Source organism: Cellulomonas sp. Root137 (assembly GCF_001426725.1).
Taxonomy (GTDB): domain Bacteria; phylum Actinomycetota; class Actinomycetes; order Actinomycetales; family Cellulomonadaceae; genus Cellulomonas.
The window spans coordinates 312,542-337,388 of record NZ_LMFG01000001.1 but is presented as its reverse complement, the minus strand read 5'-3'; the positions used below and the strand labels follow the sequence as shown (position 1 = coordinate 337,388).

The following is a 24,847-nucleotide window of genomic DNA, read 5'->3' as shown; positions in this document are numbered from 1 at the left end:
GCTGCGGGGTATCCGTGCAGCGTGCACATCATCTGCACGGGAGGGACGCCATGTCCGAGGGCCTACCGCGGTACGCCTACCTGGGTCCGGCCGGCACGTTCACCGAGGCCGCGCTGCGCCAGGTCGCGCCCGCGGGCGAGTGCGTCGACCTCCCGGTGTCCGACGTGGCGTCGGCCATCGACGCCGTCCGCACGGGCGAGGCCGACTTCGCCGTGGTGGCCATCGAGAGCACCGTCGAGGGCGGGGTCACGGCCACGCTCGACAGCCTGGCCGCGGGCGATCCCCTGGTGATCCTGCGCGAGATGCTCGTGCCGGTGCAGTTCACGCTGGCCGCGGCGCCCGGGGTCCGGCTCGCGGACGTGCGGCGGATCTCCGCGCACCCGCACGCGTGGGTGCAGTGCCGACGCTGGCTGGCGCACCACCTGCCGTCCGTGGTGCACGTGCCGGCGACGTCCAACACGGCTCCCGCGGCGCTCATCGCGGCGGGTGGGGCCGAGCTGGGCTTCGACGCCGCGCTGGTGCCGCCTGCTGCGGTCGACTCGTACGGCCTGGTCCCGCTGGCCGAGCACATCGCCGACAACGTCTCGGCGCAGACCCGGTTCGTCGTGGTCGGGCACCCCGGCCACGTGCCGCCGCCCACCGGCGCGGACAAGACGACCCTGGTCGTGCACCTGCCCGACAACGAGGCGGGCGCGCTGCTCGCCATGCTCGAGCAGTTCGCGGTCCGGGGCGTGAACCTGTCCCGGATCGAGTCCCGCCCCATCGGGGACGCCCTCGGCCGCTACTCGTTCTCCCTCGACGCCGAGGGCCACATCACCGACGAGCGCGTCGGTGAGGCCGTCATGGGCCTGCGCCGTCGCTGCCCGTTCGTGCGGTTCCTCGGCTCCTACCCGCGGGCCGACGCGGTCGAGCCGACCGTGCACGTGGGCACCGCGGACACCGACTTCGTCGGCGCTCGCGCGTGGCTGCAGGCGCTCCGGGGCGGCTCGTCCACCTGAGGGTCAGGGCTGCGCGCCCTCGGGCTCGTACGCGAGCAGGCGCTCGAGGAGCCGCAGCGAGCTCTCCTTGTCGAGCGTCTCGCCCGTCCACGTCTCCTTGAGGGACACCGTCCGGCCGTCGTGCAGGGTGAGCTCGGCCTGCAGGGGGGTCCGCTTCACGATGCGCGCGGTGGCGATCTGCTCGTAGGCGAGGAACCGGTGGTAGGACGCGAGCTGCACGACCGACCCCGACTGCAGCAGCGAGATCATCCGCGCCTTGCCGTACTCGTCCTTCTTCGGCGTCGGCACGAGGATGATGCCGATGTCGAGCACGATCACGTCGTGCTTCGCGCCGTCGACCTTCACGCTCGCCAGCCCGCCGAGCACCTCGCCGCCGTGGGCTGTGGCGGAGTCGGCGACCTGGCCGGTGGACGTGACGTCGACACCGATCTCGGCCAGCCGCGCGCGGGCGGCGTCGGCGGTCTCCGGCTGCAGTGCGGCGCGCGCGACCGGCGCCAGGTCGAGCACCTGGCCGTCGCGGTCCACCAGCTGGGCGGGGCCGCTCCACGAGTGCTGCCACCGCGCGACCCCGGCCTGGACGGCGGCCTGCGAGACGAGCAGCTCCACGAGGTCGGCGAGCTGGTCGCCCTCGGTGCCGAGGTCCTTCTCCAGCTCGGCGCGCCGGCCACCGGCGACCACGTCCAGCACGGTGCCCAGGTTCGCGCGCTGCTGGCCGGCCACCCGGGCCGCCGCGCGGTACACGATGTCGGCGGTCCGCTGACGGGAGAGCACGAGGGAGGTGGCGGTCAGCTCCTCCCAGTCGAGCTGCGTGCGGCCCTCGACGTTGACGACGCGGGCGGCCAGCTCCGTGGCGTGCCGCTCGAAGCCGGGGATCAGGGCCCACGCCGGACGCGAGTCCCGGCCCACCGCCACGTCGGGCATGCGGTCCATCGCCGCCACGCGGACGGCGATGGACGGGTGGCTGTCCCACCGCGACTGCTCGGCCGGGGGCGCGTCGTCGCGCATCTCCGCCAGCTCGGCGGTCCGCGCCGTGACCAGCTGCCCGAAGCCCCCGAAGAAGCCGTGCGCGGTCGGTGCGTACCCCGACTCCCACGCGTCGTCGAGGTAGTTGTGCAGGTAGAACGACCAGGCGGCGTCCGCGACGGGCAGCTCGCGCAGCGCGCTCTGCGCGGTCGCGCGCCCGGCGATCCGCACGGAGAGCTCGTCCGCCTCGAGCTCCTGACGACGGTTCACGGCGGCGGACACGACGAAGAAGAGTCGCGCGTACAGGCGCAGGAACCAGCCGACCACGTTGCCGGACAGCTGCTCGAGCGTGGCGACGATCGCCTGCCCGCCGCGGTACGTCAGCGGACCGAGGCGGGTGTGGCTGTGGGAGTAGTGGCCGAGCTCGTGCGCGAGTACCGACCGGAGCTGGCCCACGTCGAGCGTCTGCAGCAGCGGGACCCCGAGGTAGAGGTGGCGGGTGCCGCCGACCAGACCGAGCAGGCGGGTGTCCTCGGAGACGGCCGCGTTGACGTCCGGGAGGAGGCGGATGTCGTCGGGTGCGCGGGTGCCGGCCTCGGCGGCGAGCTCGCGGACGGTCTCCCAGAGCGCGGGCGCGTCGGCGGGCGTCAGCGTCGGGCCCGCGTCGGGCTCCGGGCGCGCCCGCGCGACCTTCCACAGCGCCACGACGACGCCGACGGCGATGGCCGCGGTGAAGAAGCCGAGCTTGGCGGCGGCCGCCTCCGCGTCGGACTGGAACGCCCACCAGCTGAGGGCCCCCATGCCGACGATGATCGCGAGCGCGACGACGTAGAAGCCGGCCAGCAGGACCGCCGACAGGGCGGCGCGCAGGGTGGTGGTCACGGGGGTCCTTCCGGTGCGAGCCGCGCCGTCGCGGCCTCGTTCGCCGGGGATCGTAGCGGTCGGGACCAGCACCGCGGGGGTGGATGACCGGGTTGCCCGTCGACGTCCGGATCAGGTCGCGGCGACCCGCACCACGAGCGCCGCGTGGTCCACCCGAGCGGACAGCTCGGTCACCCGGCCCACGATGTCGCCGTCCACCTGCACGTGCTCGCCGCCCTGCACCACCACGCGGACCTCCTGCGCGCGGGTGTGGTCGATGCGGCCGATCTTGGCCGGCAGGTCGTTGCGCACACCGGCGCCCTGCAGCACCACCTCGCCGAACAGCTGCGCCCACCCGGCGATCCCGCCGCGCGTGTCGATCGCCGCGACGTCCAGCCACCCGTCGTCGACCAGCGCGTCGGGCAGGAGCGTGATGCCGCCGGGCAGCTTGCCGCAGTTGCCGATGAGCAGGCTGCGCAGCCGGGTGGACGTCATCGGCTGGTCGTCGAGCCGGACGTGCACGCGGGTGCGGCGGCCGTGCAGGTGCCGCATGCCGGAGACGAAGTAGGCGATCCAGCCGACCCGGGCCTTGAGGTGCTCGTCGGTGTCCGCCACCATCGCGGCGTCGAACCCGAGGCCGGCGATCACGAGGAAGATGTGGTCGCGCGGCAGGTCGACCTCGTCCGCCGGGTCGTCGTCGTCCTCGGACTCGGACTCCCACCGGTGCACCCGCAGCCAGCCGACGTCGATGGTGCGGTCCCGTCCCTCGAGCGCGATCCGCATGGCGGCCAGCGGGTCGCTGAGCGGCAGGTCGAGGTTGCGGGCCAGCAGGTTCCCCGTGCCCAGCGGCATCAGCCCCATGGGCACCCCGGTGCCGACGAGCCCCTCGGCCACCGCCCGGACCGTGCCGTCCCCGCCCATCGCGACGACGACGTCGGCGCCCTCCGCGATCGCCTTGCGCGCCTGGCCGACGCCGGGGTCGGCGATCGTCGTCTCGAACCACAGCGGCGCCGGCAGCCCCTGCTCCTCGCACGCGCGCTGCACCGCCGCCCGGAGCGCAGGGACGTCCTGCTTGGAGGGGTTGGCGACGAACGCGACCTGCTGCCCTGTCTCGTCCACGTCCCGTGCCAGCCGCAGCGCGCGCTCGTTCGCCCCGGACCGCGGCGACTCGATCCGGCGACGCAGCTCGCGCTGCCGCAACCACAGGACGAGCACCAGCAGGAGCGCGGACAGCGCGGCGACGGCCGCGCACACGGCCACCCACGCCTCCCACGTCATGGGCAGAATCTACGGCCCACCAGGCCACGTCCTCCCGGTTCGGGTGGTCACCCGCGGGTCTGTAGGGTTCTTGGGTGATCGATCTGCGGCTCCTGCGGGAGGATCCCGACCTTGTCCGGGCCAGCCAGGTGGCGCGCGGCGACGACCCTCACCTCGTCGACGAGGTGCTGGGCGCCGACGCGCTCCGGCGGTCCGCGCTGACCGAGTTCGAGACGCTGCGGGCCGAGCAGAAGTCCCTGGGCAAGCTGGTGGCGCAGGCGCAGGGCGAGGAGAAGAAGGCGCTGCTGACCCGTGCCAAGCACCTGGCCGAGCAGGTCAAGGGGCTGCAGTCCGACGCGGACGCCGCCGAGACGCGCGCCACCGAGCTGAGCCGCCGGATCTCGAACGTCGTCGAGGAGGGCGTGCCCGCCGGTGGCGAGGACGACTACGTGGTCCTCAAGTACGTCGGCGAGACGCGCGACTTCGACTTCCCCGTCAAGGACCACCTCGAGCTGGGCGAGGGCCTCGCGGCCATCGACACCGAGCGCGGGGCCAAGGTGTCCGGCGCGCGGTTCTACTACCTGACCGGCATCGGCGCGCGCCTCGAGCTCGCGCTCCTGAACGCCGCGGTCGACAAGGCCCTGAGCGCCGGGTTCACGCCGGTCATCACGCCGACGCTGGTCAAGCCGGAGATCATGGCCGGCACGGGCTTCCTCGGTGCCCACGCGGACGAGATCTACCACCTGCCGGCCGACGACCTGTACCTCGTCGGCACCAGCGAGGTGGCGCTCGCGGGCTACCACTCGGGCGAGATCCTCGACCTGTCGAAGGGCCCCAAGCGGTACGCCGGCTGGTCGGCCTGCTACCGGCGCGAGGCCGGCTCGTACGGCAAGGACACCCGGGGGATCATCCGCGTCCACCAGTTCCACAAGGTCGAGGCCTTCACCTACACGACGATCGAGGACGCCTTCGACGAGCACCGCCGCATCCTCGCCTGGGAGGAGGAGATGCTCGCGCTCGCGGAGCTGCCGTACCGCGTGATCGACACCGCCGCCGGGGACCTGGGCTCGAGCGCCGCCCGCAAGTTCGACTGCGAGGCGTGGCTGCCCAGCCAGGAGCGGTACCTCGAGCTCACGTCCACCTCGAACTGCACCACGTTCCAGGCCCGTCGCCTCGGCATCCGCGAGCGCACGGCCGACGGGTCGATGCGCCCGGTGGCCACGCTCAACGGCACGCTGGCCACCACCCGCTGGATCGTCGCGCTCCTGGAGAACCACCAGCAGGCCGACGGATCGGTGCGCGTCCCGGAAGGGCTGCGCCCGTACCTGGGCGGCCTCGAGGTGCTGGAGCCGGTGCGATGACCCGCTGCCGCCTCGTGGCGCTCGACGTCGACGGGACCCTCATGTCCTACGACGGCACGATCTCCGACGAGGTGCGCGAGGCGGTCCTGCAGGTCCGCGACTCGGGCCTGCACGTGGTCCTGGCGACCGGCCGCGGGGTGCACTCCGCCGCGCCGGTGGCCCAGGAGCTCGGGCTCACCGAGGGGTGGGTCGTCTGCTCGAACGGCGCGGTCACCGCCCGCCTCGACCCCGCCGCGGAGAACGGCTACGAGATCGTCCGGGTGGTCACGTTCGACCCGGGCCCCGCGCTGCGGGCCATCGCGATGGAGCTGCCCGACGCGCTGTTCGCCGTCGAGGACCTCGGCCTGGGCTTCCGGGTCTCCGCCGACTTCCCGGACGGCGAGCTGTCCGGCGACCTCGAGGTGGTGTCCTGGGAGGAGCTGACCGCGACGCCCGCCACCCGCGTGGTCATCCGCAACCCGCAGGGCACGCCCGAGGAGTTCCACGAGCTCGTCGAGCGCGTCGGCCTGCACGAGGTCGAGTACGCCGTCGGGTGGTCCGCGTGGCTGGACCTCACCCCGGGCGGGGTGTCCAAGGCGAGCGCGCTCGAGGAGGTGCGCCAGCACCTCGGCGTGCAGCCGCACGCGACCGTCGCGATCGGCGACGGCGGCAACGACGTGCAGATGCTGCGCTGGGCGGCCCGCGGGGTCGCCATGGGCCACGCGCCCGAGGCGGTCCGCGCGGCCGCCGACGAGGTCACCGGCACCATCGACGACGACGGCGCCCTCGCGGTCCTGCGCAGCCTGCTCGTCTGACGTCCCCGTGGACCGTCCACGCGGCTGACGATCTCGTGCGTTCCGAGGGTGTTTCCGCACGATTTCCGTCGTCCACCTGCATCGAGGTCGACCTGTGACTCAATCGTGACCGTATTGCCCGGTCCCAACGGTTGCGTCTGCTTTGCGTAAAGGCTTGCATCGCTTGCAAGGGCGCCGGGGAACCGCCGGCGCCATACCGGAGCATGACGACGTGGAGGTCTCATGAACGGCACACGCAGGCGCCGCAGCTACCTGGCAGCGGCAGCGGCGGGGGCGAGTCTCGCGCTGGTTCTCACAGCGTGCTCGAGCGATGACGACGGTGGCGGTGGGGGCGACGACGCCTCCGGCTCGACCGACTGTGCGGCGTTCGAGCAGTACGGCGACCTCGAGGGCAAGACGATCAGCGTGTACACGTCGATCGTCGACCCGGAGTCGGTCCAGCAGACCGACTCGTACATCCCCTTCGAGGAGTGCACGGGCGCGACCATCGAGTACGAGGGGTCGCGTGAGTTCGAGGCGCAGCTGCCCGTCCGTCTGCAGGCCGGCAACCCGCCGGACATCGCGTACATCCCGCAGCCCGGCTTCCTGGCGTCGATCGTCGCCGACTACCCGGACACGGTCGTCGCCGCACCGCAGGCGGTCATCGACAACGCGAACGAGTACTACACCGAGGGCTGGGTCAACTACGGCACGGTCGACGGCACTCTCTACGCGACGCCGCTGGGCGCCAACGTGAAGTCGTTCGTCTGGTACTCCCCGGCCGCGTTCGAGGAGAACGGCTACGAGATCCCCACCACGTGGGACGACCTCCTTGCCCTCACCGACACGATCGCGGCGGACTTCCCCGACGCCAAGCCGTGGTGCGCAGGCATCGAGTCCGGTGACGCCACCGGCTGGCCGGCCACCGACTGGCTGGAGGACGTGCTGCTCCGCACGGCCGGCCCCGAGGTCTACGACCAGTGGGTCACCCACGAGATCCCGTTCAACGACCCGCAGGTCCTGACCGCCCTCGAGGCCGTCGGCGGCATCCTGAAGAACCCGGACTACGTGAACGGCGGCCTGGGCGACGTCCAGTCCATCGCCACGGCCCCGTGGAACGAGTCGGCGAACGGCATCCCGGACCAGACGTGCTTCCTGCACCGCGCGGCCAACTTCTACCAGGCCAACTGGGACGAGGGCCTGACGGTCGCCGAGGACGGCGACGTCTACGCCTTCTACCTGCCCGGTGAGTCGGCCGACGACAAGCCGCTGCTCGGCGGTGGCGAGTTCGTGACGGCCTTCGCGGACCGTCCCGAGGTCCAGGCGTTCCAGGCGTACCTGTCCAGCCCGGAGTGGGCCAACGCCAAGGCCGCAGCCACCGGCCAGGGCTGGCTGAGCGCCAACAGCGGCCTCGACCCGGAGCTGCTGCAGTCGCCGATCGACAAGCTGTCGTTCGACCTGCTGACCGACGACAGCTACACCTTCCGGTTCGACGGGTCCGACCAGATGCCCGGTGCCGTCGGCGCCGACGCGTTCTGGAAGCAGATGACCGCGTGGATCGCGGAGAACCAGTCCGACGCCGAGACCCTCGACAACATCGAGGCGGCCTGGCCGGCGTCCTGACCGGCTGACGCAGGCGGGGTGGGGGTCGTCGGCTCGGCGGCCCCCATCCGGGCGTTCCGGGCGTATCGTCCGGAACGCGCCACCTCGACGACGAGGGAAAGGGTGAGGAATGGACTGGTTCATCGAAGCCGACTCCGTGGGACACAAGTTCGCGTTGATGATCATCGCGATCCTGTTGTTCGTCGGCATCATGGGGGCGATCCTCTTCGGGATCGACAAGCTGAAGAAGGTCCCGACCTGGGTGGTCGTCACCGGGTTCCTCGGGCCCACGCTGATCTTCGTGGTCTTCGGCCTGGTGTACCCCGGGCTGAACACGATCAAGCTGTCGCTGTACGACGCGAAGAGCAAGAACTTCGTCGGCCTCGACAACTACGTCACCGCGTTCACGCAGGACCAGTTCCAGACCGTGCTCCGCAACACGATGCTCTGGGTGATCCTGGTGCCGATCCTCGCGACGGCGATCGGGCTGATCTACGCGGTGCTCGTCGACCGGACGCGCTACGAGTCGCTGGCCAAGACCCTGATCTTCCTGCCCATGTCGATCTCGCTCGTGGGCGCCAGCATCATCTGGAAGTTCGTCTACGAGTACAAGCCGAACCAGGGCAACATCCAGCAGATCGGCCTGGCCAACCAGATCCTGGTGTGGCTGGGGCTGGAGCCGTACCAGTTCCTGCTCAACCAGCCGTGGAACACGTTCTTCCTCATCGCGGTGATGATCTGGATCCAGGCCGGCTTCGCGATGACGGTGCTGTCCGCGGCCATCAAGGCGATCCCCGACGACATCACCGAGGCGGCCCGGCTCGACGGGCTGCACGGGATCGGGATGTTCCGGTTCATCACCGTGCCGAGCATCCGTCCCGCGCTCGTCGTCGTGATCACGACGATCGCCATGGGCACGCTCAAGGTCTTCGACATCGTCCGGACCATGACCGGCGGCAACTTCAACACGTCCGTCGTGGCCTACGAGTTCTACACGCAGAGCTTCCGCGCGCAGCAGGCCGGACTGGGTGCCGCGCTCGCGGTCATCCTCTTCGTCCTGGTGATCCCGATCATCGTCTACAACGTCCGGCAGCTCCGCCTCTCGGAGGAGATCCGATGACCGCCGCGTCCGCCCCGCTGCCCCCCGCCACGCTCGTCGACCCGGAGGAGGTCGACACCACCCGCAAGCCCACGCGGATGTCCCGCGCGGATTCCCGCGCGGCCGCCGTCAAGGGCAAGCTGAGCTCGCCGTGGACGTCACTCGTCGCGATCCTCATCGCGATCGTGTGGACCGTGCCCACGTTCGGCCTGCTGATCACGTCCTTCCGGCCGCGGTCGGAGATCCGGACGTCCGGCTGGTGGACCCTGCCGTGGAACTTCGAGCTCACCCTGGAGAACTACCAGGAAGCCCTGTTCGGGTCGTCGACCAGCCTGGCCACCTACTTCGTGAACTCGATCGTCATCACCCTGCCGGCCGTGATCATCCCCATCGCGCTCGCGCTGCTGGCGGCCTACGCGTTCGCGTGGATCGACTTCAAGGGCCGCAACATCCTGTTCGTCGCGGTGTTCGCGCTCCAGGTGGTGCCCATCCAGGTCACGCTCATCCCGCTGCTCTCGCAGTACGTGGACTGGGGGATCGCCGGGTCGTTCTGGGTGATCTGGCTGTCGCACTCGATCTTCGCGCTGCCGCTGGCCATCTACATCCTGCACAACTTCATGAAGGACATCCCGCCGTCGCTGGTCGAGGCCGCGCGGATGGACGGCGCCGGGCACGTGAAGATCTTCTTCCAGGTGCTCATGCCGCTGCTCACGCCCGCGATCGCGTCGTTCGCGATCTTCCAGTTCCTGTGGGTGTGGAACGACCTGCTGGTCGCGCTGACGTTCGCCGGCGGGACCACCGACGTGGCGCCCCTGACCGTGCGTCTCGCGGAGCTGAGCGGTACGCGCGGGTCGCAGTGGCAGCTGCTGTCGGCGGGCGCGTTCATCGCCCTCGTCGTGCCGCTGGTCGTGTTCCTGTCGCTGCAGCGGTACTTCGTGCGCGGGTTGCTCGCGGGGTCGGTCAAGGGCTGAGGGCGTCGGGCACCGCCTAGATTGAGGCGGTGCCCGCGCCCCTGCTCTTCATCCTCTCGGGGCTGACGCAGTACCTCGGCGCCGCGCTCGCCGTCGGCATCTTCGGCACCGTCGCCGCGGCCACGGTGGCGTGGCTGCGCATCGCGGTCGCCGCCGTCGTGCTGGTCCTCTGGCGACGCCCGTGGCGGTCCCGGTTCACCCGGCAGGACCTGCGCACCGCGGTGGTGTTCGGCGTCGTCCTGGGCGTCATGAACGTGGCGTTCTACATCGCCATCGACCACCTGCCCCTGGGCACCGCGGTGTCGATCGAGTTCCTCGGGCCGGTGGCGGTCGCCGCCTTCACGGGCCGCGGCTGGCGGGACCGGGTGGGCATCGCGATCGCCGCGATCGGCGTCGTCCTGCTCGCCGGGGTCAGCCTGGACACCGGGCCGGATGCGGTGATCGGGCTCGTCGCGATCTCCGTCGCAGCCGCCTGCTGGGCGGCGTACATCCTGCTCGGTCGGCGGGTGGCCCGGGCGGCGACCGGCGGGATCACCGGGCTGTCGGTGGCGATGGCGGCGGGTGCGGTGGTGCTCGCACCCTTCCTGGCCTGGGGCGCCGGTCCCGTGCTGCGCGACCCGCAGCTGGCGGCGCTCGTCGTCGGGATCGCGGTGTGCTCGTCGGTGATCCCCTACGCGCTCGAGCAGCTGGTCCTGCGGCGCGTCCGGGCCGCGACGTTCGCCGTGCTGCTGGCGATGCTCCCGGCGACGGCCGCGGTGATCGGGGCCGTGATGCTCCAGCAGGTGCCGCACGGGCTCGAGGTGGTCGGCCTGCTGCTGGTCTCGGGCGCGATCGTGCTCACCGGGCTCGACCGCGAGGAGCCGCCGACGGACGAGGCACCGCCGCCGGCCTAGAGGTACTGCCCGGTGGAGGGGTTCCGGCCGGTGGCCTCGGTCGCTGGAGCATCCAGGCCGGGCACCGGACCGGAGGGCAGCTGGCGCCGCATGCCGGTCAGCTGGTTCTGCGCGGCCACCTGCTGCGCCACGAGCGCGGTCTGGATCCCGTGGAAGAGGCCCTCGAGCCACCCCACCAGCTGCGCCTGGGCGATCCGGAGCTCGGCGTCGGACGGCGCCTGGTCCTCGACGAACGGCAGCGTGATCCGGTGCAGCTCCGCGACGAGCTCGGGGGAGAGGCCCTCCTCCAGCTCGTGCAGGGACCGCTCGTGGATCTCGGCGAGGCGGGCGCGGGCGGCGTCGTCGAGCGGTGCACTGCGCACCTCGTCGAGCAGCTGCTTGATCATCGTGCCGATGCGCATGACCTTCGCGGGCTGGCCGACCAGCGACACGATGTCCTCGGGTTCGTCGTCGGCGGTGTCGCTCTCGGGGTCGATCACCACCACGCGCGGCTTCTCGTCGGTCGGGGCGGCGTCCTGCGGGTCGTTGTCGGTCACCAGGGCATTCTCACCGACTCCGGTCCCGAGCGCAGCGATCGGGCGGCGCTTCCTGCTCGCTAGGGTGTGCGCCATGGCCTGGCTCACCACACCTGCCCATGCCCGGTGGCTCGAGGACGAGACCGACCGGCTCCTCGACTTCGGACGGGCCTCGGTGGTCCCCGGCGGGTTCGCCCGCCAGGACGAGGCCGGTGCCGCGGTCGACGGCCCGCTCGAGCTCTGGATCGCGTGCCGCATGACCCACGTGTACGCGATCGGGCACCTGCTGGGCCGCCCGGGGTCGGCGGCGATCGTCGACCACGGCCTCGCCGCGCTGACCGGCGCCTTCCACGACGACGAGCACGGCGGCTGGTTCGCCGAGGTCGAGCGCGACGGCACCCCGCGGGACACCGACAAGGCCGCGTACCCGCACGCGTTCGTCGTCCTGGCGGCCTCCAGCGCCACCGCCGCGGGCCGTCCGGGCGCCCGCGCGCTGCTCGACGAGGCGCTCGCCGTCTCCGAGCAGCGGTTCTGGGACGACGAGGCCGGCATGGTCGTCGAGCAGTGGGACCGGGCGTTCGGCACCCTCGACGGCTACCGCGGCGTCAACGCCAACATGCACACCGTCGAGGCCTACCTCGCGGCCGCCGACGTCACCGGGCAGCGCGTCTGGCTGGACCGGGCGCTGCGGATCGTCGAGCGCGTCGTGCACGGGTTGGCCGCCGGCAACCAGTGGCGGATCCCGGAGCACTTCGACGCCGACTGGGTGCCCGACCTCGAGTACAACGTGGACACGCCGGCGCACCCGTTCCGCCCCTACGGCGCGACGATCGGCCACTGGCTGGAGTGGGCGCGACTGACCCTGCACGCGCGCGCCGCGATCACCGCCCGCGGCGACGTCGCCCCCGCCTGGATGCTCGAGGACGCGATCGCGCTCTTCGACGCGGCCGTGCGCGAGGGCTGGGACGTCGACGGCGCCCCCGGGTTCGTCTACACGGTCGACTGGTCCGGCGCGCCCGTCGTGCGCGAGCGGATGCACTGGGTGGCCGCCGAGGGGGTGGCCGCCGCCGCGGCGCTGCACGCCGCCACCGGCGAGCAGCGGTTCGACGACGCGTACACGCAGTGGTGGGAGTACATCGGCGCGCACCACCTGGACCGGGTCGGCGGGTCGTGGTGGCACGAGCTCGGCACCGACAACGAGGTGTCGCGGACCGTCTGGGCCGGCAAGGCCGACCTCTACCACGCGGTCCAGGCGACGCTGGTCCCGCGGCTCCCGCTCACCCCGGTGATCGTGCCTGCCCTCGCGGCGGGCCTGCTCGACTAGGGGACCAGCAGCACCTTGCCGAACGCCTCGCCGGACTCCAGCATCCGGTGGGCGTCGGCCGCCCGGCCGAACGGCAGCCGCACGTGCACGACCGGGTGCACGGACCCGTCGGCGACGAACGGCCATGCGTGCCGGCGGACGCCGTCCATGATCGCGACCTTCTGGTCGAGCGGGCGCGAGCGCAGCATCGTGCCGAGGATGCTGGCCCGCTTGGCCAGCAGCGCCGACAGGTCCAGCTCCCCGCGCCGCCCCTGCTGCATCCCGATCACGACCAGGCGTCCGTCGTCGGCGAGCATCGCGAGGTTGTCCGCGAGGCCACCGGCGCCCAGCACGTCGAGCACCACGTCCACGCCGTGCCCGTCCGTCGCGTCCAGGACCCGGGCGACGAGGTCCGGCTCGCGGTGGTCGAGGGCCACGTCCGCCCCGAGGTCGCGGACGCGGGCCGTGCGCTGCGGGCCCCCGGCCGTCGCGAGCACGCGGGTGCCCAGGACGTGCGCCAGCTGGACCGCGATCGACCCGACCCCGCCCGAACCGCCGCGGACCAGCAGGTTCTCCCCCGGGGAGAGCCGGGCCGCCCGCAGGTTCGACCACACGGTCGCGAGCGCCTCGGGCAGTGCCGCGGCGTCGACGAGGGGCAGTCCCTCAGGGACGCGGAGCGCCAGCTCGGCCGGCACGGCGGCCAGCTCGGCGTACCCGCCGCCGGGGAGCAGCGCCGCGACGCGGTCGCCCACCTGCGGGTCGTCCGCCCCCAGGTCCGCGCCGCGGGCGGCCACGGTTCCCGCGACCTCGAGCCCCGGCCACGCGGGCGCCCCGTCCGGCGGGGGATAGTGGCCCGCGCGCTGGAGCAGGTCCGCCCTGTTGACACCGGCCGCGGCGACCTCCACGAGAAGGTCCCGGGCGCCCGGGACGGGGTCCGGCACGTCCTCGACAGCGAGGACGTCCGGTTCGCCCGGCTTCGTGATCACGACCGCACGCACGTCCGTACGGTATCCCCGCAGGCCACTCTGCAGGCCGGCGGAACCGGAGTGCTAGCACACGACACCCGAAAGGGGTGGCCGGTCGCCGTATCCCCGCGGGTGAGGTCCATGGCAAACTCTGCCGCGGGCTAATGGTCTGGCGTCCAACAGCCGATGAAGGCCATCGGGACACTCCTGGGTCATACGGCCCAGACGGAACGACCGGCACGACCTGGTGGCAACACCGGGTTGTCGGAAGACGGAAGGGAACGACATGCTGCGACGGCTCGGCATCCGCGCCAAAGTGATGGCTGTCCTTGCCGTCCCCATGATCGTGCTGCTCGCAGCCGGTGGGTACATCTCGTGGAACGCACTCTCCGAGCTGCGCTACGCCCAGGCCGCCGACAGCGTCATCACGGTGCTGCAGGCGTACACGCCGGTCTCGTCCAACATGCAGGCCGAGCGGATCCTCTCGCTCAACGGCGGCACCGCCGAGCAGATCGCGGCGGCACGTGCCGCCACCGACGAGGCGCTCGCGTCGGTCCGGCCGATCACGGCGGACCTGGACCTGAGCCAGTTCCCGAAGCCGGTCGTCGACCAGTTCGTCGAGGTCCAGCTGGCGCACAACACGATGCTTCCCGCCGTCCGTACCGGTGTCGACATCAAGTCCCAGCGTGCGCAGATCGAGCGCAACTACTCGCAGATCATCGAGGGCCAGCTGTCGCTGATGGAGCAGGTCTCCAACAGCCTCGAGAACCGCGACCTGGCCGCGCACGTCACGGCCTACCGCGAGATCGGCACCACCGCCGACAACCTGGTCGTCGAGATGATCGACGGCATCGCCCTGCTCACCACCCGCGCGGCGGCCCCCGCCTCCGTCCGGCAGTACGCGACCCAGGTCTCCGCCACCGAGCTGGCCCGTGGGCGCGCCCAGTACGCCGTCACCGCCCTCGGCGTCGACGAGCTGGCGCTGCCGACCAAGGACCCGACCTCCAACTTCACGCGCATGCGTGCCCTCCTCGAGCAGGGCAACCCGCAGGGCTTCGCCCAGATCGACGTGGCGGGCTACCTCAAGGAGATCCAGGACCAGCTGGGCACCCTGTCGCAGCTCAACGACGACGTCCTGACCACGGCCAGCGACGTCGCCGGCCAGGCGGTCGACGACGCACGGAGCCGGACGTTCATCACCATCGGCATCGTCATCCTGGCCCTCCTGGCCTCCCTGTCGTTCGCCCTCCTCGTCTCCCGCGGGATCGTCGTCCCGCTGCGCCGCCTGACCAAGGCGGCGGCCGACGTCCGCGAGCAGCTGCCGCGACTGGTCGAGCAGGTGGCCATCCCCGGTGAGGGCCCGCAGATCACCCTGGCGCCCATCCCCGTGACCTCCCGCGACGAGGTCGGCCAGCTGGCCGCCGCGTTCAACTCGGTGAACTCGACCACGGTCCAGGTCGCCCAGGAGCAGGCCGCTCTGCGTGGCTCGATCGCGGAGATGTTCGTCAACGTGGCCCGCCGTGACCAGGTGCTCCTCAACCGCCAGCTGTCGTTCATCGACTCGCTGGAGCGTGCCGAGGAAGACCCGAGCACCCTGGCGAACCTGTTCCGCCTCGACCACCTCGCCACCCGCATGCGTCGTAACGCGGAGTCCCTCCTCGTGCTCGCCGGCATCGACTCCGGTCGTCGTCTGCGCGACGCGATGCCGCTGTCGGACGTCGTCCGCACCGCCTCGTCGGAGATCGAGCAGTACGACCGCGTCGAGCTCGACCTCCAGGTCGACCCGCACATGCACGGCTTCAACGCCCTCGGCGCCGCCCACCTGCTCGCCGAGCTCCTCGAGAACGCGACGATCTTCTCCGAGCCGGAGACGCCCGTCACGGTCACCACCGGTGTCTCGGGCCAGTTCGTGGTCGTCCGCATCCTCGACCAGGGCCTCGGCATGAGCGACGCCGAGCTCGAGGCCGCGAACGCGAAGATCATCTCGACCTCCGCCAGCGACTCCCTGGGCAACCAGCGCCTCGGCCTCTTCGTGGTCGGCCGCATCGCCCAGCGCCTCGGCGCCGACGTCAAGCTGCTCAAGGCCGCGCACGGCACCGGCACCGAGACGATCGTCCGCTTCCCGGCCACGCTGTTCGTGATGACCGAGACCAACCTCTACGGCAACGGTGCACCGGCTCAGCTGGCCGCCCCGCGCAACGACCCGGGCCTGCCCCAGATCGAGGCCCCCGTCGTCGAGGCCGTCGACCTCGCCGCCCTGACGGACGGCCAGACCTCGCTCGGCCTGCCGCACCGCCGTCGTCGCGACGACGGTTCCGACGAGCCGGTCGGCCCGATCCCCGTCACCGAGCTGGCGCAGTCCTCCGGGCTGCCGACGCGGTCGAAGAAGACGTTCGACGAGGACAACCTCGTCCTGCCCGAGGCCCCGGACGGCCACATCGCGCCCGAGATCTCCGCTGCCGGCTCCGACTGGAAGCCGGAGACGCTGGCCCCGCTCAAGGGTGGTCTGCCGAGCCGTAGCCGTGCCGCCACGTCCGCGTGGGCGAAGCCGGAGGAGCCGACCACCACGGCGAGCGCCCCCGCCCCTGCTCCCGCCGCACGCGCCGGTCTGTTCTCGGGCTTCCGCGGACGCACCGAGACCCCCGCGTCCACGGACACCGGCGAGAACCTCGTCGTCCCGGGCCTGATGTCCGAGGACGAGGAGCGCGCGCTGCCGCCCGCCCAGTCCAACGCCGTCCGCGCCCCGTGGATGTCGAGCGGTGCGCACGCTGCACCGGCCGAGCCGATCGTGGTGCCGCAGCTCGCCGACGAGGACGACTCGTGGGAGGTGCAGGAGGCCGGCAACCGTGAGGCGCGGGCCGCCGAGACCGCCGCAGCCGACGCCGCCGCGCAGGCCGAGCTGACCGCGTCCGCTCCTGCGGCCGAGGAGGCGCCCGTCTGGGAGCCGACTCCCGCCTGGGCGCCGACCGAGGCGCCCGTCGCGTCGACCCCGGCGTGGGCGGCCCCGGCTGTCGCAGAGACCCCGACCTGGGACGAGCCCGCCGCGACCGAGACCCCCGCGTGGGAGGCCCCGGCTGTCGCGGAGACCTCGGCGTGGGACGCTCCGGCTGCTGCGGAGACCCCGACCTGGGACGAGACCGCCGTCGCGGAGACCCCCGCGTGGGAGGCCCCGGCTGTCGCTGAGACCCCCGCGTGGGACGCTCCGGCTGTCGCGGAGACCCCCGCGTGGGACGCCCCCGCTGTCGCCGAGACCCCGGCGTGGGACGCTCCGGCTGTCGCGGAGACCCCGACCTGGGACGAGACCGCCGCCGCGGAGACCCCGGCGTGGGAGGCCCCCGCGGTCGCCGAGACCCCCAGCGTCGACGCCCCGGCTGCCGAGACCCGGACCTGGGACGAGACCACCGGTGCCGAGACCTCGGCCTGGGTCGCGCCCTCGGCCTCCGACGCGCAGGCCTGGGACCAGGCGATCGTCGACGACGAGCCCGCCTGGCAGGCTCCCGTCGTCGGTGCGGCGGCTCCGGTCGCCCTCGCCGGACGCGTCCCCGCCCCGGCGGCCGCGCCGGCGGAGGACGTGGCCGCGCCGGACGCGCCCGTGGCGCCTGTCCAGAGCTTCACCTCGTACAGCGGCTACGCCGGCTGGGGCGCCCCTGCTGCGCCGTACCAGCCGTTCGAGCGGACGCTCGACGAGGCCCGTGCCTGGCACACCGGCGCCATGCCGATCGTGCCGGAGCCCGTTGCAGCAGCGGCCCAGCCCGTCGCCGAGACGGCCGAGGCCGTCGAGGAGCCGGTGGCGCCCGCGGACGAGCAGACGCCCGCCGCCGACGACGCCGCCTGGCCGGCACCCGTCTGGGAGCCGCCGACCTGGCAGGCGCCCGAGTGGGCGGAGCAGCCGACCGAGGCTGCCCCGGTCGCCGAGGTGACGCCGGAGCCCGAGCCCGAGCTCGCCGTGGTCGACGGTGTCGCGTTCCGACGCGTCTACCTCGAGCCCGACCCCGAGCCCGCGTACGGCACGGACACCGCGGCCGAGGCCGAGCCGGAGCCCGAGGTGGCGCCCGAGCCGGAGCCCGTCGCCGTGCAGGAGGCGCCCCTGTGGGCAGCTCCCGTGCAGGAGGCGCCGGCGTGGCCGACCACGCAGGCCCCGCAGCCGCACGTCGACCAGCCGACGCAGATGTTCACGCCGATCGAGGCGGCAGCCGCCGTCACGCCCGAGCCCTCCGCGTACGCCCCGCAGGCACCCGCCTACGAGGCCCCGGTGACCTTCGCGGCACCCGAGCCCGTCGCCGCACCGACGTGGGCGCCGACGGCGTCGGCTCCGGCCGCGCCGGCACCCGAGGCGCCGTTCTCCGACCTCGTGCAGTCGCCGTCCGACGACGCCAAGGGGCGCCGCCGCTGGGGCCTGTTCGGTCGGAAGAAAGGTGACGAGGTCGCCCCTGAGCTCGCCGCCCCGGTCGCGCAGGCACCGGTCGCCCCCGAGCCCGCCAGCCAGGTCGCCCCCGTGCGGACCTCGGCGTGGACGTCGGAAGCAGCGGCTCCGCAGTCGCCCTCCGGCGCAGACTCGTCGCAGTCGTGGATGGCGTCGACCACCTGGTCGGCTCCGGCACCTGCCGCGCCGCTGCCCAAGGCTCCGGCTCCCCTGGAGCCCGCCGCGGCCGGCCAGTGGTCGCCGCCGGAGTGGGCTGCACGCCCGGGTGGCAACCGTGCCCCGTCGTCGACGGTCCCGCAGCCCGCGCTCCCGCCGTCGGTCGCCCCGCGCGTCGGCACGCTCGACGACGAGGTGGCCGCCATGCTGGCCCTTCGTTCGGACATCCAGGAGCAGGCACTCTCCGAGCTCTCGCAGCTGTCGGCCTACCGGCCGGCCGCGACGGGTGGCAACGCGGAGCGCCTGACCAAGCGAGTCCCCACAGCTGTCCCGGCGACGACTGTCTCCGAGGACGAAGGGAAGCCCGTGCAGCGTGATGCGGACCAGCTCCGGTCGCGTCTGTCGAGCTTCCAGTCCGGGACCTCTCGTGGCCGTCGCGCCATGGAGGACCCGTCCGGCCAGAACGGCGTGAGCTGATGACTGCCCCCGACCCCACTACCGTCGTCACCGCCATGGTGGCGTCTGACCCCGCAGTCATCGACTGCACCAGCAAGGAGGAAGTGTGACCGCGCTCAGCACCGAGGCAGCCAACTTCGGCTGGCTCCTGGACAACTTCGTCCGGACCGTGCCCGGCACTCGCCACACACTCGTGGTGTCTGCGGACGGTCTTCTCATGGCGATGTCCGAGCAGCTCGACCGCACCAGCGGCGACCAGCTCGCGGCGATCGTCTCCGGGATGTCAAGCCTGACCCGTGGCGCCGCGCGCCAGCTCCGTGCGGGGGAGGTGCGTCAGGCGATCATCGAGATGGACTCACTGTTCCTCTTCCTCATGAGCGTCTCGAACGGCTCCGTCCTCGCCGTGGTCGCGGAGTCCAGCTGCGACGTGGGCCTCATCGGCTACGAGATGGCGATGCTCGTCTCTCGTACCGAGGCCACCCTCACGCCGCAGCTCATCTCCGAGATGCGGGGTCAGCTCCCTGTCGACGGCGTCACTCGCACGCCGGTCGCCTGAGGCTACGGAGAGAGACAGACTCATGACCGAGCACATCGAGTACGAGGCCAGAACGGTCCGGCCCTACGCCGTGACCGGTGGCCGCGTGCGCTCGGCGCGCTCCGACCTGCCTCTCGAGGCGCTGGTCGAGGCAATGCCCGGCGCCGTCACGAGCCAGGGCCTCCCGCCCGAGAAGCGGGCGATCCTTCAACATGCCGCGTCCAACTACATCTCGGTAGCCGAGCTCTCTGCTCTGCTCCACCTGCCGCTCGGCGTGATCCGGATCCTCGTGTCCGACCTCGCCGACCAGCAGTTCGTGCGTGTGCACACCTCACAGCCGGTCGAGGTCAACACCGGTGAGTCCCCTGCCCTGTCCCTCAGCGTGCTGGAGAGTGTTCTCAATGGCATTTCCGCCCTCTGACGCCGCTGTGGCCGCTCCGGCGGGCACGGCAGGAAGCGTCGCACCCACCGTCGTCAAGATCGTCGTCGCAGGCGGCTTCGCCGTCGGCAAGACGACCTTCATCGGCTCCATCTCGGACATCGAGCCCCTCAACACCGAGGCCGCGATGACCGAGCACTCTGTCGGCGTCGACGACGCCGGCGGTGTGTCGGACCGCAAGACCACCACCACGGTGGCGATGGACTTCGGTCGCATCGCCCTGCCGGGGTCGCTCTGGCTCTACCTGTTCGGTACCCCTGGCCAGGACCGGTTCCTGTTCATGTGGGACGACCTGGTCCGCGGTGCCATCGGCGCCGTCGTCCTGGTCGACACCGACCGGCTCGACCAGTGCTTCCCGGCCGTGGACTACTTCGAGAGCCGTGGCATCCCGTTCGTCGTGGGTGTCAACTGCTTCGACGGCGTCGCCAAGCACCAGCTGGACGACGTCCGCGAGGCGCTCGCGATCCCGGCGCACGTGCCGGTGCTCTACACGGACGCCCGGTCGCGTGCGGCCACCAAGCAGGCGCTGATCTCCCTCGTGCAGCTCGCGATGGAGCGTCTGCGCAGCCGGTGACCCGAGAGGTCTCACCCGACCGCGGCCGGTTCCCTGTGGGGGACCGGCCGCGGTCGTCCGCCGACGAGGTGAGGGATCATGGGGGCGTGACCGCCTCGCCCTTCGGCCCGTCGCCGCGACCGCGCGACGACGGTCACGCGGTCCTGCCGCAGCCGCGGCCGGCACCGGACGACGAACCCCGCGCTGTCGAGGAGCCGACGCCGGAGGACGTGGCGCCCGCGCCGACACCGACGCTGCGCGTGTACGCGGACGGGTCGGCCCTGTCCCGGTACCTCGTCGGCGCGCCGTGCCGCACGCAGTGGCTCGAGTGGACCGCCGACCACGAGGACGAGCTCCTCACCACGCCCCTCGGCCTGACCGAGCTCCGCCGGGCCGCGCGACCGCGCGGCGTCGAGGCGACCGGCGTGGCCCACGACGTGGAGGAGCGCCTCGAGGTCATCCGGTTCTCCGACCAGACGCTCCGGGCGGCCACCAAGGTCTCGGGCGTGCTGCCGCCGTTCATCGCGCTCCACCTGGGGGCCGCGCTGGCGCACCCGGGGGTCGGGGGCGTCGCCACCTACGACCTCCAGCTGGCGCAGGCGTCGGCGCTGCACGGGCTGACGATCGTCTCGCCGGGGTGGCCGGCCGGCTGGTGGGAGCGGGCCGGAGGGTAGGCACCCTTCCGCCCGGGCGCCCGCGGGCCTAGTTTCGGATCGTGACTCACGACGGCGGAGCGCTCCGAGACCCAGCACTCGATCCCCGCGCGGTCAGGGCCGCGCCGCCCTTGGTCCCCGCTCGCCGGCGGGCAGCCGATCCGGTGACGCACCTGACGCGCGAGGAGCGGGAGGCCCGAGGGGCCGCCGCCCGGGTGCTGATGCCGCGGGAGGCGCTCGCACACATGGGCGCGGGGGACTCCCGGCCCGAGCCGATCGAGCTGTTGGTGTCCCAGGGCACCACCCGGCTGCCTGAGCTGGTCCCGCTCCGGTACGGGCGCATGGCGACCTCCGCGTTCGCGTTCTACCGCGGGGCCGCGCTGCTCATGGCGTCCGACCTCGCGGCGGTCCCCGACTCCGGGCTCGACGTCCAGCTCTGCGGTGACGCGCACATGTCGAACTTCGGCGTGTACGGCACCCCCGAGCGGCGGATGCTGTTCGACCTCAACGACTTCGACGAGACCCTGCCGGGACCGTTCGAGTGGGACGTGAAGCGCCTGGTGGCGAGCGTCGAGGTCGCGGCACGGAGCATCGGGGTCGACGACCGGGCGCGGCGGAAGATCCTCACGGAGGTCGCCAAGACGTACCGGACGGCGATCCGCGACCTCGCCGACAAGGGGAACCTCGAGGTCTGGTACGCACGCATCGACATCGACGACTTCCTGCGCGAGCACCGCGACGACCTCGGCAAGGCGCAGGTGAGGCGGACGGAGTCGACGGTCAAGAAGGCACGGACCCACGACCACCTGCGTGCTGTGGGCAAGCTGACGGAGATCGTCGACGGGCGGCGACGGTTCCGGTCCGACCCGCCGCTGGTCACCTCGCTCGAGGAGATGCTCGGCGATGCGGCCGCGCGCATCTTCACCGAGGCGATGGGCGAGCTGATGCGGGCGTACCAGAGCAGCCTGGAGCCGGCGCGCCGTCACCTGCTCAGCGAGTACCGGGTGATCGACATGGCCCGCAAGGTCGTCGGCGTCGGCAGCGTCGGCACCCGGGCGTGGATCCTGCTCCTGCAGGGTGTCGACGAGGACGATCTGCTCGTCCTGCAGGCCAAGGAGGCGCAGGCGTCGGTGCTCGAGCAGTTCCTGGGTGCCAGCGAGTACACCCACTCCGGCCAGCGCGTGGTCGAGGGGCAGCGGCTCATGCAGGCCGCGAGCGACGCGTTGCTCGGGTGGCAGCGGAGCACGGGCATCGACGGTGTCGAGCGCGACTTCTACATCCGCCAGCTGCGCGACTGGAAGGGCTCGGCGGTCATCGAGGAGATGCAGCCGGACGGCTTCCGCCGGTACGGCGGCCTGTGCGCCTGGACGCTGGCCCGCGCACACGCCCGGTCCGGTGACCGGGTCGCGATCGCGCGGTACCTCGGTGGCTCCAAGGTGGCCGACGAGGCGTTCGCCGACTTCGCCGCCGACTACGCCGACCGTACGGAGCAGGACCACTCCGCGCTGACGTCGGCGATCGGCTCAGGACGGCTGGAGGCGATCCACGGGGTGTAGCACGCCGCGCCGTCCGAGCGCCGCCGCGGCGGCCGCGACGACCGCCGGGTCGGTCGTGGTGTACCCGGCGGACCCGCCACCCGGTCCGCCGGACTCGTCGACGTGCCGGCTGGCGGACAGGTGCACGGCGTCGATGCCGGTGCCCAGCAGCGCGGCGATGTCGTCGGGCCGCACCCCGCCCCCGGCCATGACCTGCAGTCGGCCGGCGGCGTGCGTGACCGTGTCGGTGAGCCGGGCGAGGCCGTCGACGCTGCGCGCGGCACCGCCGGAGGTCAGGACGCGCACGACGCCGAGCGACACGAGCTGGTCGACGGCCGGAGCCGGCTCGGTGAGCGTGTCGAACGCCCGGTGGAACGTGACCTCGCGCCCGTCGGCGGCCTGCACCAGCCGTGCGACCGCGTCCCGGTCCACCGAGCCGGCGGGACGCAGCGCGCCGACCACGACGCCGGCGGCACCGGCGCGCACGGCGGCCCGGACGTCCCCGACCTGCACGGCGAGCTCCTCGGGCGAGTAGACGAACGACCCGGCGCGCGGACGGACCAGGACGTGCACGCCGACGCTCGACGGGACGGCCGCAAGGATCGCGTCGAGCAGGCCGATCGACGGGGTGATCCCGCCGGTGGCGGCCAGCGCGGCGCACAGCTCCAGCCGGTCGGCGCCCAGCGCGGCGGACGCGACCGCGCCGGCCACGTCCTGCACGGCGATCTCGAGCGCGGTCATGCCCAGGACAGCAGGGGCTCGCCGGCGGACACGGTGTCGCCCGGGAGCGCGAGGCGGGTGAGGGCGTCGGCACCGGCCTCCAGGCCCACCACCGGGCACACAGGCGAGCGGCCGCCGGCCGCGACCGCCGACGGGTCCCAGCTCACGACGACCTGTCCCGCGGTGACGACCGACCCCTCGGCGGCGTGCAGGGTGAACCCGGTGCCGCCGAGCTCGACGGTGTCGATGCCGAGGTGCACGAGCACCGCGCGGCCGTCGTCGTGCTGGACGACGAACGCGTGCGGGTGCAGCTTGACGATGGTGCCGTCGATGGGGGAGATCACCTGGGCGGCCGCGGAGCGCTCGGGGTCGAGCGCGAGGCCGGGTCCCACCAGCTCGGCTGAGAACACGGGGTCGGTGACGTCACCGAGCCCCAGCACCTGCCCGCTGACGGGGGACAGCACGGTGAGCAGGGCCGTCACCGGAGGTCCTCGATGTCCGACGCGAGCGTGTCCGCCTCGGGCCCGACGATGACCTGCACCGCCACCCCGGACCGCACGACGGCGATCGCGCCGGCTGCCTTGAGCCCGCGCTCGTCGACGAGCGCGGGGTTCTCCACCTCGACCCGCAGGCGGGTGATGCAGGGCTCGAGGTCGAGGACGTTCGCGTCCCCGCCCAGCGCTGCCAGGATCTTCTCGGCCTTCGTCATGTCGGGCACCCTCACATCAGCTCGTCGAGGTCGGTGGCGATGAGGTCGACGTGCGGGCCGACCACGACCTGCACCACCCGGCCGGAGATCATCACGCCGAACGCGCCGGCGGCACGCAGCCCGGCCGCGTCGACCCGGCTCGCGTCACGCACGAGGGACCGCAGCCGCGTGGTGCACGGCTCGATCTCGTCGATGTTGTCGACGCCTCCGAGGGCGGCCAGGATCGCCGCCGCCTGGTCTTTGCTCTGCGGCCTCATTGCCGTCCTCCTGAGGTGGGGGTGTGTGCGGGCTCGAGGTCGGCCTCGGCCCGTCGTCGGGGGACCAGCGCGGGCCGCGGCGCGCGCAGCGGGACCCACACGCTGTAGCGGTCGGCGCGGTAGCAGGCGCGGGAGAACATCGTCGCGGAGTCGACGGAGTACGTGCGGCGCTCGGCGCGCAGGACGGCTCGGGCGTCGCCGAGCCCGAGCAGGGACGCCTCCGTGTCGGTGGCCTCGTCGGCGGACAGCGTGTCCTCGCCCCACTCGGGTGCCAGCCCACGGTCCCGCAGCGCCTCGTACATGCTCGCCGGGGGTCCGTCATCGAAGAGCGTGGGTGCCAGGGCGACGGGTACCCACGCCTGCTCGATGCAGATGGGGAGGCCGTCGGCGCTGCGCACCCGGTAGAGGAAGTGCACCTTCTGGCGCGGCTCGAGCTCGAGCGCGGTGGCGACGTCGGGGGTGGCTGCGACGACCTGCGCGGTGAGCACCGTCGTGGCGGGTTCCATGCCGCGGCGGCGCATCTCCTCGCCGAACGTGGTCAGCCGCATCTCGAAGTCCATGCGCTGGGGCGCGACGAACGTGCCGCGCCCCTGCTCGCGGACCAGGACGCCCTCGGTGACGAGCGTGTCGACGGCCTGCCGCACGGTCATCCGGGAGAGCCCGAACTGCTGGCTGAGGTGTCGTTCGGAGGGGATCGCGTCACCGACCCGCAGGTCCTGGGCGACGAGGGTGGCCAGGTGGTCGCGCACCGTCAGGTACTTGTGCGCGCTGCCCTGCTCCGGCTCGTCCACGCGCGGCGACTCCTTCGTGTCCTGTGCGACGACGGTCTGCGTCGGCGCGACGTGACCCT

23 protein-coding genes are annotated in these 24,847 nt (G+C 72.7%); 14 read left to right on the top strand and 9 right to left on the bottom strand.

Annotated features, from left to right (window positions below; all coding sequences use genetic code 11):
• The first annotated feature begins 50 nt into the window (after positions 1 to 50).
• On the top strand, positions 51 to 998 hold the full coding sequence (pheA, locus tag ASD18_RS01560; RefSeq protein WP_056085889.1) for a prephenate dehydratase: 948 nt from the start codon (positions 51 to 53) through the stop codon (positions 996 to 998).
• Positions 999 to 1,001: 3 nt separating this feature from the next.
• Here the strand turns inward: pheA and ASD18_RS01555 are convergent, their stop codons facing one another.
• Both ASD18_RS01555 and ASD18_RS01550 read right to left on the bottom strand, forming a co-directional pair.
• The gene (locus ASD18_RS01555; protein WP_056085888.1) at positions 1,002 to 2,843 is read right to left on the bottom strand and encodes a M48 family metallopeptidase; all 1,842 of its coding nucleotides are present in this window, start codon (positions 2,841 to 2,843) and stop codon (positions 1,002 to 1,004) included.
• A 111-nt stretch (positions 2,844 to 2,954) separates the two neighbouring features.
• Positions 2,955 to 4,100, bottom strand: a complete 1,146-nt coding sequence (locus tag ASD18_RS01550; RefSeq protein ID WP_056085887.1) for a diacylglycerol kinase family protein — start codon at positions 4,098 to 4,100, stop codon at positions 2,955 to 2,957.
• 74 nt (positions 4,101 to 4,174) lie between these two features.
• On the opposite strand from ASD18_RS01550, the gene serS reads away from it, so the two are divergent.
• The 6 genes from serS (at position 4,175) to ASD18_RS01520 (ending at position 10,778) form a co-directional block, all read left to right on the top strand.
• Positions 4,175 to 5,440 (top strand): serine--tRNA ligase, encoded by a 1,266-nt coding sequence (gene serS / locus ASD18_RS01545; protein WP_056085886.1) that lies wholly within the window; start codon positions 4,175 to 4,177, stop codon positions 5,438 to 5,440.
• Complete coding sequence (locus tag ASD18_RS01540) at positions 5,437 to 6,234, top strand: HAD family hydrolase (protein ID WP_056085885.1); 798 nt, start codon at positions 5,437 to 5,439, stop codon at positions 6,232 to 6,234. The genes serS and ASD18_RS01540 overlap by 4 nt, the downstream gene beginning before the upstream one ends.
• Positions 6,235 to 6,456: 222 nt before the next feature.
• Positions 6,457 to 7,836: an ABC transporter substrate-binding protein gene (locus ASD18_RS01535; protein ID WP_056085884.1), complete on the top strand. Its 1,380-nt coding sequence runs from the start codon at positions 6,457 to 6,459 to the stop codon at positions 7,834 to 7,836.
• Between the two features lie 109 nt (positions 7,837 to 7,945).
• Complete coding sequence (locus ASD18_RS01530) at positions 7,946 to 8,935, top strand: carbohydrate ABC transporter permease (protein ID WP_056085883.1); 990 nt, start codon at positions 7,946 to 7,948, stop codon at positions 8,933 to 8,935.
• The gene (locus tag ASD18_RS01525; protein ID WP_056085882.1) at positions 8,932 to 9,885 is read left to right on the top strand and encodes a carbohydrate ABC transporter permease; all 954 of its coding nucleotides are present in this window, start codon (positions 8,932 to 8,934) and stop codon (positions 9,883 to 9,885) included. Before ASD18_RS01530 ends, ASD18_RS01525 begins: the two co-directional genes overlap by 4 nt.
• Positions 9,886 to 9,914: 29 nt before the next feature.
• Positions 9,915 to 10,778 carry a DMT family transporter gene (locus ASD18_RS01520; protein WP_056085881.1) on the top strand — a complete coding sequence of 288 codons (864 nt, stop codon included), beginning with the start codon at positions 9,915 to 9,917 and terminating at the stop codon, positions 10,776 to 10,778.
• Here the strand turns inward: ASD18_RS01520 and ASD18_RS01515 are convergent.
• A complete protein-coding gene (locus ASD18_RS01515; RefSeq protein ID WP_056085880.1) occupies positions 10,775 to 11,314 on the bottom strand; it encodes a bacterial proteasome activator family protein in 540 nt (179 codons plus the stop codon). The two genes, ASD18_RS01520 and ASD18_RS01515, sit on opposite strands and share 4 nt — an antisense overlap.
• A 73-nt stretch (positions 11,315 to 11,387) precedes the next feature.
• Between ASD18_RS01515 and ASD18_RS01510 the strand changes: the two genes are divergently transcribed.
• Complete coding sequence (locus ASD18_RS01510) at positions 11,388 to 12,617, top strand: AGE family epimerase/isomerase (protein WP_056085879.1); 1,230 nt, start codon at positions 11,388 to 11,390, stop codon at positions 12,615 to 12,617.
• Here ASD18_RS01510 and ASD18_RS01505 read toward each other — a convergent pair.
• Positions 12,614 to 13,594 carry an NAD(P)H-quinone oxidoreductase gene (locus tag ASD18_RS01505; protein ID WP_056085878.1) on the bottom strand — a complete coding sequence of 327 codons (981 nt, stop codon included), beginning with the start codon at positions 13,592 to 13,594 and terminating at the stop codon, positions 12,614 to 12,616. The genes ASD18_RS01510 and ASD18_RS01505 overlap by 4 nt on opposite strands.
• 253 nt (positions 13,595 to 13,847) lie before the next feature.
• Here ASD18_RS01505 and ASD18_RS01500 point away from each other — a divergent pair, with 253 nt between their 5' ends.
• The 6 genes from ASD18_RS01500 (at position 13,848) to ASD18_RS01475 (ending at position 22,332) form a co-directional block, all read left to right on the top strand.
• On the top strand, positions 13,848 to 18,617 hold the full coding sequence (locus tag ASD18_RS01500) for a sensor histidine kinase (protein WP_082573427.1): 4,770 nt from the start codon (positions 13,848 to 13,850) through the stop codon (positions 18,615 to 18,617).
• Between the two features lie 85 nt (positions 18,618 to 18,702).
• The gene (locus ASD18_RS01495; protein ID WP_056085876.1) at positions 18,703 to 19,152 is read left to right on the top strand and encodes a roadblock/LC7 domain-containing protein; all 450 of its coding nucleotides are present in this window, start codon (positions 18,703 to 18,705) and stop codon (positions 19,150 to 19,152) included.
• Positions 19,153 to 19,174: 22 nt separating this feature from the next.
• Positions 19,175 to 19,552, top strand: coding sequence for a DUF742 domain-containing protein (locus ASD18_RS01490; protein ID WP_056085875.1), 378 nt, complete (start codon positions 19,175 to 19,177; stop codon positions 19,550 to 19,552).
• Entirely contained in the window at positions 19,533 to 20,144 is a 612-nt protein-coding gene (locus ASD18_RS01485; RefSeq protein ID WP_055916480.1) for an ATP/GTP-binding protein, read from the top strand. Before ASD18_RS01490 ends, ASD18_RS01485 begins: the two co-directional genes overlap by 20 nt.
• Positions 20,145 to 20,230: 86 nt before the next feature.
• The gene (locus ASD18_RS01480; RefSeq protein WP_235522223.1) at positions 20,231 to 20,797 is read left to right on the top strand and encodes a hypothetical protein; all 567 of its coding nucleotides are present in this window, start codon (positions 20,231 to 20,233) and stop codon (positions 20,795 to 20,797) included.
• Positions 20,798 to 20,940: 143 nt separating this feature from the next.
• On the top strand, positions 20,941 to 22,332 hold the full coding sequence (locus ASD18_RS01475) for a DUF2252 domain-containing protein (RefSeq protein WP_235522221.1): 1,392 nt from the start codon (positions 20,941 to 20,943) through the stop codon (positions 22,330 to 22,332).
• Here the strand turns inward: ASD18_RS01475 and ASD18_RS01470 are convergent.
• From ASD18_RS01470 to ASD18_RS01450, 5 genes are read right to left on the bottom strand one after another with little or no spacing between them, the layout of a single operon-like run.
• Complete coding sequence (locus tag ASD18_RS01470) at positions 22,300 to 23,052, bottom strand: copper homeostasis protein CutC (protein WP_056085873.1); 753 nt, start codon at positions 23,050 to 23,052, stop codon at positions 22,300 to 22,302. The genes ASD18_RS01475 and ASD18_RS01470 overlap by 33 nt on opposite strands.
• Complete coding sequence (locus tag ASD18_RS01465) at positions 23,049 to 23,513, bottom strand: PTS glucose transporter subunit IIA (protein WP_235522220.1); 465 nt, start codon at positions 23,511 to 23,513, stop codon at positions 23,049 to 23,051. Before ASD18_RS01465 ends, ASD18_RS01470 begins: the two co-directional genes overlap by 4 nt.
• Positions 23,510 to 23,740: a glucose PTS transporter subunit EIIB gene (locus tag ASD18_RS01460; protein ID WP_056091320.1), complete on the bottom strand. Its 231-nt coding sequence runs from the start codon at positions 23,738 to 23,740 to the stop codon at positions 23,510 to 23,512. Before ASD18_RS01460 ends, ASD18_RS01465 begins: the two co-directional genes overlap by 4 nt.
• A gap of 11 nt (positions 23,741 to 23,751) precedes the next feature.
• Positions 23,752 to 23,997, bottom strand: a complete 246-nt coding sequence (locus ASD18_RS01455; RefSeq protein ID WP_056085872.1) for a glucose PTS transporter subunit EIIB — start codon at positions 23,995 to 23,997, stop codon at positions 23,752 to 23,754.
• Positions 23,994 to 24,788, bottom strand: a complete 795-nt coding sequence (locus ASD18_RS01450; RefSeq protein WP_056085871.1) for a GntR family transcriptional regulator — start codon at positions 24,786 to 24,788, stop codon at positions 23,994 to 23,996. Before ASD18_RS01450 ends, ASD18_RS01455 begins: the two co-directional genes overlap by 4 nt.
• Between the last annotated feature and the right edge of the window lie 59 nt (positions 24,789 to 24,847).